Genomic DNA, 10,217 nt, shown 5'->3' on the forward strand with positions numbered 1-10,217 from the left:
AATAGAACCATTGATTGGGAGGGGTGGTTAATCTGATCCGGGTCGAACCGGTTCCCAGAATTTGTCCATGGGTAATTAAAGATGCCATGCCATTCACACCATAACCATTGTCCAAAACCAACTCGCCCGTTGCAGCAATATTCAAATCCCCATTCACGGTCAGCTTTCCGTTGGAGGCAACGGTTAAGTCGACGCCGGCGTCAATGATCAGATTATTCACCTGTGCCACATTAGCGCCTGTAATCACAGGCATATTTGCAGTGGAAGCAATGGTCGTATTGGCACTGGCAGAGGGAACCGTACTGTTGGTCCAGTTACCGGGCTTAAACCAGTCTGTGTCGGTAGCACCGGTCCATGTGTAAGCAGGAATGGTAATCGCTCCAAAAGTAATGTAATTACCTTCTCCAGGGTTGGCATTAAAGTTCAACGCAGGACTAGTTTTAGCAGTACCGGCAGTAGAATTCCCGGAGACATTGCTCAAAGACACCTCATGCCATTTGTCGGTCAACCATTGAACGCCACGCAAACCTGACTCTGCGGGATTAACCCCACTGGAAGCATCCCAGCGCAGGGTCACCTCAGCTGTCGCTGTGGCCGGTGCTTCAATGTTCCAATACTCGCTGGAGCTCACATACTGCACCGGTGCTTCTTTGCTGCCGGTGGAGAGTCCCGCACCACTGGGTGAATTGCTATGGTATTGGGCACGCCACATACCGGATGCAGTAACATTCTCTACCTTAATATTCCCGTAACGACCCTCATTACCCAAAGGAAAATCGAACGAAGCTCCGGAATTAATCCGCTTGTAAAGTGGACCATCTACATAGCACGTTGCAGAAGCACCGCTAATGGCAGCAGCACTATAATTATCCACCCTGAAAATAGCTGTTTCATCGACGATCACACGACCGGCAGACAGATTCAGCACATCCTTCACATCTGCGTCTAAAGTAAAGACCACGCCCGCAGGGTTATTAACGGTTAATCGGTTGAAGCTATTAGATCCATTGAAACCGGCCGATCCCGATAGGTTTGGGAAGCAGATCCATTCAAAACAAAGACCGATGTTTCACCATTCCCCGCAACAAAAGATCCACTTTCAAAAAACACATCACCTTTGACAGAAATCCTTCTGTTTTGCTCGTTTCGTGCCTGTGGGCCGTCAATAAGCAAATCACCAGTCATCTGCACATCAATATTCGGGAATCGTCGCGTACCCGAACCTGTGAGTTCAAGATTATTAAGTTGATGAATGGTACTCAGGATGTCATAGTTTGTATTGCCTCCAAATCTTAAGGTTCCACCGGATTCTTCCAGGAAAGCATCATAAAAACCAGCAGGCATATCACCACTTTCGAGACTCAACACACCGGATCCAAACACTTCACCCAGACGGTGCCCAAAGGTGGAACCTATAGAAAGAATACCATTTTCACCAATCGTTGTCCGGTAAGAAGAAGTATAGTTAACCGGCATCTCCACAGCATGGTTAACAACAACCATGGATCCTCGGGGACCACTCTCCGGCACAGAACCACCCGCCGTTGGATAGGTATCCCAAATAACTGCATTGTTCCATAAACCGTCCATTGTGGTAATATAGGTAGGAACCTGATTGGGAATGGCCGCATCCAGGCCAGCGGTATAATCTCCACTAATACCGGCATCATCGGTAGAAAAGAAACTGAATACCAGCTCGCGGGTGGATTCATCAATGACCTCTTCGCCTGAGAACTTATTCCATTCCCCGCTTCCATCAGATAATAAGCGGGCTGTTATGTAATTTGAAATATTTCCTTTTACGTCTCCTATATCATACTTCATACGCGCCTCAGCAGCAAAACCAGAAAGTCCATCAGCACGCACTACCCAATGGTAATTCAGCACATTGTTTACATCCAGCACACTGGGATGGGCTTCACCTGCAGGCTTGACCAAAAGACTTCCACTGTCGCTATTATTGGCAGTGATGCTTAATTTTACAGGCGTATATTTCCCGCCCGAACCTACGGGAAAAGTAAAATTACCTGCTCCGGAAGGAAGGAATTTCTTGACACCATTATCCGTAAAGGAAATATTGGTCTGTATCATATTGGATGCCGAAAACGGATTTTCCTCAATGATGAGTGCTTCTTCAGCCAGAACCAATAAATTGGAACCCACATTCAAAACCCCTTGTTCCATTTGAAGCGCACGATTGATATAAACCGTATTACCATCATCCACCTTTATGCCTTCAGGGTTGTTGGTAGTCAGCTTGCCAAAAACTCCGCTACCATAGAGCATTTGCTGCTCTATACCATTGAGAACAATGCCTCGACCAGAACCACCCCACTCATGATCACCGTACATATATAAACTTCCCCCCACAGATACAACATGGCTATTATCAACGAGCAGACCATCTTCATGACGCAATCGGTTCTGAACACTTATCGAATTGTTAAGCCGTAATTCTCCCGGGGAAGATTTTGTCAGATTGAAAAAGGTCAAATCTCCGGTTATTTCCTGATCTCCGGCACCACTAAAGATGGTCGTATTGCCATTGGGCATAAAATCACCGGCGCAAAGAAAATCACCCATCAATATTAAATCATTACCATCGGCATCAAAGCCAGCACCAGCCTCTACTTCTAAAAGATTAGAAACAGTCAATGGTACTGTCCATTGGCGCAGCACAGGATCCCCTCCCCCTGTATTATCAATCAATAAATTAGGAATTTCCACATTGGCGTAAAGACCGATGGTCTGGTTAGAGGGTGTATTTACATTCCCTATCCTCAAAACTGCAGCATCATCCGTCGTTACCGTTTCCGGCGCCAGATAAACTGCAGCCATAGTCGGGTTGTTCTGTGCCCTGACAATATGTAATTCACCACCAGTAAAAGAAAAACTACTACCTGTATTTAACACTTCAAAAACACCTCTGCTATTTTCAGGAGCCACATCATTCCCGACAATCACCGTTCCCCCAGTCTGAGTGTAATCAAGAATCCCTTCTGACGAGGTTAAACCCCGTCGGATCTGCGAACCAACAATTAAACTACCATCCGAGACATCAATGGCAGCATTGCCACTGGCGGAATACTGGATATAATTGTTACCTCCACTCATATCAACGATTCCGCCACTTACAATTAATTGCCCGTCCAATAGTATACCACTGTTGCCATTGGCACGTACTTGCCCTTGACGCACTTCAAGTGCTGCTGTTTGAGGAATGAAAAAATCATCATCCCCAGTTGTTAAGTTAACATTAATGGCACTGTTATTTAGCACTAAATTACCATTCCGCAATTCAATTGCCTTATTCATGTCAACTCCTGAAGTAGCACCAGTCAGGGAAAAATTACTATTAAGCGAAAAAGCAGCAGTAGGACTTACCCCTTTATTCATTATCAGGCGGTAGAATTGTGGCGTTGAACTACCATAATTATTGATAAACGATGCGTTCTCATTCCCCTGGAATTCCAGTTCTACATTTGATTTAGCTGGATCACCATCGCCCAGTCGAATCTGACCACCGGAAGCATCAACCGTAACATCACCTCCAACTATAAACTTATGAATAGAGGTTCCGCCGGAAGCATTCTCCAGTCCCAAAAACGAATTGGTACTACCCCTGATATTGATATTTTTCTTAACATCAAGTGTTACCGGGTTGGTCGAATTGCCGGGAAAGAGAAATTCCCCGTATCCAAGGGAAGGACTGCCTATAGTAAAATTCTGCATCATGGTGATGATATTGTCTGAATCACCATTGGCAACAACAATCGCCTGTGCAGGAATAGTGAAACCGCCATGTATAGTGACATTGGTATCAGGGAAGCGAATTTTTCGGCTGCCATTTCCGCCACTAAACCACATCTGAGGATACTCTGTAGCCGACGCAGAAAGGGTGACATCGGCATTCGCCGTAGCCCCGTCCCAACCATATATCACAAGTGCATTGGGATAACTGTTAAACCCGCCAAAATCGCCCTTGGGGAAGCTGCTTCCCCAAGGATGATAAGTTGTCCAGGCCCCGGGCAGAGAAAAGTTCATTAAATCACCCGTATTACCGCTGGAGGTAACATCGGTGAGCGTATTCTCAGAACCACTTCCGTCAAGCTTGTAATAGATTTCAAGTCCGGTTTCACTTCCGGCAAGCCCACTATTCATGGATGCTTGTATTTGTGCTTGTGAACGGGCAACACTCCATACCCTGAAGTCCGAAATACTTCCGTTAAAATAATTGTTTGGCCCCCTGCTTCCATTATATGAGTCGGCTTCTGAACCGACTCCCAAAAAGCCGTAGCGTGTTACCCCGGCCGACCCAAATGTTGATCCTCTAGTGGTGGAGTTGTCCAGATTTCCATCAATGTATAAGTAAACATTTCCGTTATCAAAAACACCTGCCACGTGGTGCCAGTTTCCATCATCAATTCGTGTACTACCACCAAAATCCAATTGCCCGGCATCTGTCATAATATCAAAACCAATTTGCCCATTTCCGGCACCGTTACCATTCACTTCGAGTCGCCAGAATTCATTCCTGTCAAAAGAAGCGATGATTTGGTCCCCAGCATCGTTGGTCTTTATCCATGTTTCCACGGTAAACGCTGTTAAACCAGCCGAATTATAATTAAAGTTTTGGATGGCCACATAGTCGTCATTACCATCAAATTCAAGAGATGTACTGGCATTGGAATAGCTATCTTCTATATTATACTGAATAACTGCGCCGTGCGTATTGTAGTTTAATGTCCCTCCTTGATGCGTATCGGCCACATCTACTATTTCAAAGTTACTTCCGTAGGACGCATAACTGTTTTGCGTATCAAAGACAATTCGCGGACAGCCACTTGCAAATCCATTCTCATCATCAAAAATAACCGCAGCCGCTGTTTCTGGTTGTCTAACGGTAATAATTCCGGAATAGCTGGAAGCTGTTCTTCGCATAATAGCTATATCCCCGGCTTTCGGATAATCTCCTGCAGCCCCTCCACCACGTGAATACGACCATGTATTTCCATTGTTCCAATCGCCGTTTTGTCTGACATAAAATATTTCTGGACTGCCAGTAAATCTCCCTGTTTCACCGGCAGTATAAAACGCCTCTTCTAAAGTAAAGCCGGTATCGCCTGCACCATTAAATGTAATGGTATTGTTTGAAGGGTTAACACCTTCGGGATTGGGATCATCTTCGTAGCTTCTTGTAAACGGATGCACATCGAGCACTTTCCCTGCTACATAACTGGCTTCGCTTCCAACAATATCTGCATCATTATACTTCAGTCGAAGCTGATTGACAGTGGGTTCTGCATCAAATCCTTCATACTTTACCCGCCAGTAATAATTCAGTAAATCGCCGCCACTAAGATTAGTAGTTTGTAATTCTCCATCAACAGGGCGTATATTGATGTAACCGTCATCAGTTACATTGCTCAATTCAATTTCGGCCGGTGTATATTTTCCTAAAACACCTAAAGGGAACGGAAATAGGGTGCCATCGGCTGAACCTGCCGGCACATACAAAGAAAGTCCGCCATCGGAAGCTTTTCCTGCAGAATAAAACATTTCCTGTGAGCTGTTTCCATCTGAAATATCATAATTATTTGTGGTGAGCTCATCAATCAGGTAATCAAGTTTAAGTTCGTATGATTGTAGATTAATTCGACCATGAAAGTATCCGATTCGTTTGATATAAACATCACTGGTAAAAGTAATAATATCGGTGGTCGGATTCGGATTCATTTTTATATTCCCGATAACTGCACCTTTTTGCGTAGTGATTTCCAAATCAGCGTCTTTTACCATTAACCATGCCCAGGGATGGGTAATCCCCTGTTCCCAAACACTACATACTCCGTCTTCAAGTACCGTTAAGGGTCCGAATAAACGGAAGGCACTTTGTCCCTGATTCAATATACCGGATTCAACGCGCAATTCATTTTCTACCCGAAGCAAACGGGCAAACCAGTGATTTCTATTATTATCGTCCTGGTATTGGGCCGATTTTTGGGTATCACAAACAACGGTAATTGACTTTCCTTGTTCCTTATTTATGGTAATATTGTGAAAAAACGCTTCAAAACCATCCGAAGTATTGTAGCCAATATAAAACGCCCCGTCTTCAGAACCATTAAAAATCGTGGTATTAGGTTTCGCAGGATCAAACAAATATCCTATATTATAGGAATTCCAGGTATCGTTCATACCTGAATCATCAAATGTAACACTTTGGGCATTGGCGTTAATCGAAAAATTACGACCAATAATTACGTCATTCCCGTCATGATTAAGAAACGCATCTGCTTCGATGGTTAAATCATTTAACACAACAAGAGGCTGAGCCGAAAGATTCTCATTCGAAGATCCGACATCTGTCCCCCCTGATAAGATATGCTGTCCGTTACCACCCGATGAATTTCGCAAAACCACATTCCAAAACGGTGCTATGGATGTGATGGGAAAGTCATCGCTGTCGCTGACTTCCAGAATAACAGTACCACCGGTAACATTGTAATTGGTCTCGGATGATGCGATAAAAACACCTCCTTTACTATTGGCCTCATGTATGTGAAGCGTACCACCAGACATATTAAAGACATTACCAGGGTAAGTAAGGTTAAAGCAATAATAATCATTACTGGTACTACCGCCCATGACATTTGTAGTTCCACCAGACTGGACAAAGCCTCCAACATTTTCAGTACCTAAAACCGATGTTCTAAGCTGGTTCATATTAAGAGTTCCACCTTCAACTTTCACCAGTCCATTACCACGTGTTGTAATTCCACTTTGGACCAAGGACTCCAGAGTACCAGAACTCACCTGAATAACACCATAAGGAACAATCGCTGTCCCGCTTGTCTTGGCCACATAACCACCATCAACCCACAAACGAGCCGATTCTGAAATATTATAATTTCCTGTATTATTAAGGACGGGTATATTAATGTTACTTTTTACACGTACAGTCCCCCTTAACAATCCAAGCGCATTACTATTTGAAGTCAGCTGGGCTGTTTCGGAATGACCTTGATCAGCACGGCCCAGCAATTGAAAATGGTCCGCATGAGTTGCTTCCAAAATTAACTCATAAGTGGCATCCGTACCCTTATCTATTTCAATTCGGAACATTTTGGAAGGACCATTGAAAAAAGCCAGCTGATTTTTTGATCCATTTAAAAAGTTGACATCCACGATACCATCTGCAGCTTCGCTATTGTAAATGGCAGTGAGACGATTGGTAAATGCCACATTGCCGTTATTGGTAAAGTCGCCATAAAGATTAAACTGATGACGGGCGTTGGCCGTTCCTGTCAGAAGCTTTCCGTTAGTTTCAACTACTATATGTCCATGAACAGTTACATTTAAGTCGTTTGTAACAACATCATCATTGAATTGAAACTCGCCGTTCTTAACCCGAAACTCACCATTAATGGTTAAATCATTCAGCAGGGTAATACGGTCGGACGCAGAAGCCAAATCAACTTCCAGATTAAAAAACACTAAATTCTGCGTCAAGTCAAAACCATCTCCATAGTAGACAACTGTTCCTTCACCTTGACCGGCAGAGGAAAAATGGGTGGCATCACCAGCCGGAAAATGATCCGCATTTAAAAGAATACGACCACGTCCACGAATTTGACCAAAGTCATGTCCGGAAGTTCCCTGCAAATCCAAACGGCCATCAACAGTCACCTGTTGATGTATTTTGTCATTTGTAGAAACGGTCACCGTTTTTCCATTCAAAACAACGACCTTGTCAGAGGCAGCCGTGGGTGAATTGGTTGGGGTATAATGGTTGGGGTTATTGGGTAAAGCACCTGATGGATCCAAGGTCCAGACTTCCCAATTATCCCAATCCCCGCTTATTAAAGAATACCAGGTACGGGTAGAGCCCCCTTCTAACGGACTGGCACTCTGATCCAGTGTTCCCAAGGTATAGTATCCGTCCTCAAAATCAGCTTCTGCAACTTCAAACCAAACCCTTTCGCCCAATTCAACGCCCTTGTCAGCTAAGTTTACCTGGCTGTATGTCCCTTCAGGAGAATCCTTTCTAAGTAGCACATAATTACTTAGTTCCTGAGGAAATGAACCTTCATCAAAACCTTCAGGAAAACTAAAGCTAATCTTTGCCGTGGATAAACCGCCCTTTTCTACATACCAATCGCGGTTCCAGGCAGCGACCGCACCTGATGCGGTCACATCCGCCCCTGTCTGAATATTTTCTATATCGTTGAGAGCACCGTTGTGAGCAGCAGTTATATAATCACCAATATCTGCATCATTCAAAGAAATGTACAAACCATCTGACGGACCAAAATTCTTAAACCCGGTTGAAGATCTTGCATAGCCGGTTAAATCTTCATAATAGGTCCCCTCTGTAGCAGAATAAGCCAGATTCACCTCCTGAACGCCAATCCCATATTTAGTACTCAAATAACTAACCACTATAGCTCTTTGAATAGGAGTCAAGTTGGTTTTATAGATGATAATTTCAGCAATTTTTCCTTTGAAGTTATTACCAACAGAATACGTTGCGTCTAATTTCCCAATTTCAATATCTACCGTTGTAATATTGGTGCTTGCTGCTCCAGTTAGCTGAAACGCACCATTATCCAGAATGCCGTTTTTATATATCTTGAGTGAATCATTGATTTGGAAAATATAGTTGCCGATATAATTTGTTTCAGAAGTGTTATTAGCACCATTAATACGGTTTCCACTTGCGATATAATCCGCATATAAGCGGTAATTGGAAAATTGAAAAAGGGAAAAAGATATATCTCCGCTTCCGGTGCGCTTTGATACCAATCCCTGAGGATTGGTGCTTGTACCTGAATTATAAACCACAAAAATGGAGAGTTGATCCACATCATTGAAATCTACATGGTGGGCAATAGAAAAATTACCACTGCTAAAAGCAGAAAAATCCAGAGCTGGAACACCATTGATATCTCCCAAAGTAAGATTCGCACCCGAACTCACAGCATTATGATTATTCCCGGATTTATCCAACCAGGAATCTCCTGTTGTAAATCCGCTCAAATCAGAAGCGTCCAGCCACACTAAATTATGCGGATGACCGTTTGTTCCTGAACTATTGCCTATTCCAGCGGGCCCTGTTTGACCAAAAGCAATAAAACTACCAAATGCCATCAATACTATGGCCATCAACTGAATCACTCTGCGCTTGTCTAACATGGGTTGAGTATTATATTTCAATAGAATAATATTATGTTTTTAGCTGCCAAAAATAGGAATTCTTTCTCTGGTCATACGCCTTTTTCAGAAACTATGTTTCACATTAAGACATTGATTTGATGTAAGTACGATATCTTGTGACGAACGAAGAGTTTAAATACAAAAACCGGCACAGAGTTGATTTCTGTGCCGGCTTAAAAAAACATCCATTCAATCGTTACTTTCCTGAATAAATAACTCGCTCACTCTTAACAACTTTGTCAGCAACAGCCCGAATAATAAATACACTTTTTTCGTTCGGCAAGAAGAGAAGTGTGCGACTACTACGAACGGGGAGGGCATCCACTTTTCGACCATCAATGGTATAAACCTCAACCATCGCATTCTCTGCTTGAGCCAGTTCCGGAGACATACTCACCAGGACCTTGCCCGACAAACTTTTAATACTGATGGAGCTGCCGGCATCGGTCTCGTCCGCTCCTGGTGTTTCCAGATCGGTAGAGACCAAATAGAAGTTCAACACAAATCGATCGTGGTTGTCTCCTGTCTCGCTTACGGTATAGGTGTAAGTATTTTCGTGCAGCAAGTTAATAAAGGCCCCCGTTTCTCTATCCTCCAGATAAGGCGCATGCTGGCCGTAATAGTAGCCCAGATCAAACGTCATGGTGACCTCACCGGCTATGCGGTTACGGACGCTCAATGGAATTGTTCGGGCGGCTTCATTCAATAAAGGAAGACCGTTGATAGACAGAGCTTTTTCGCCAACACGGGTGTAGATTTCAGGTATTCTCTCGGAATCATTGAAATACTTCTCCGAATCACCTTTATCTACCGCCTCTTCGGAACCATTGGAAAAATAGAGTACCGCTCCGTCCCGGGAAAATTCATTCTCGGTCTCAATGCGTATGACATCCCCATAGCGACTCGCAGAGCTGCTCTTCAGTCTGGAGCCCTCAATGCTGTGGCGACGGGCCTCTGGCTTAACGGTGACTGTTACGCCGGGGACTGCGGCATTGACCCAA

At 43.9% G+C, this 10,217-nt stretch carries 3 protein-coding genes; all 3 read right to left on the reverse strand.

The window, feature by feature from the left end; all coding sequences use genetic code 11:
• A partial coding sequence (locus tag JCM15548_RS19185) for a DUF8693 domain-containing protein (protein ID WP_157482971.1) occupies window positions 1-961 on the reverse strand: 961 nt, incomplete at its 3' end.
• Window positions 962-981: 20 nt separating this feature from the next.
• Window positions 982-9,195, reverse strand: a complete 8,214-nt coding sequence (locus JCM15548_RS19190) for a LamG domain-containing protein (RefSeq protein ID WP_157482973.1) — start codon at window positions 9,193-9,195, stop codon at window positions 982-984.
• Between the two features lie 217 nt (window positions 9,196-9,412).
• A partial coding sequence (locus tag JCM15548_RS22025) for a DUF8693 domain-containing protein (RefSeq protein WP_062128668.1) occupies window positions 9,413-10,217 on the reverse strand: 805 nt, incomplete at its 5' end.

The organism is Geofilum rubicundum JCM 15548, from assembly GCF_000974365.1.
In the GTDB taxonomy this organism is placed as follows: Bacteria; Bacteroidota; Bacteroidia; order Bacteroidales; family Marinilabiliaceae; genus Geofilum; species Geofilum rubicundum.

Bases quoted from the DNA above. Each gene is read 5' to 3' on its own strand.
- JCM15548_RS19190 (WP_157482973.1), bottom strand. From the start codon at position 9,195: ATGTTAGACAAGCGCAGAGTGATTCAGTTGATGGCCATAGTATTGATG.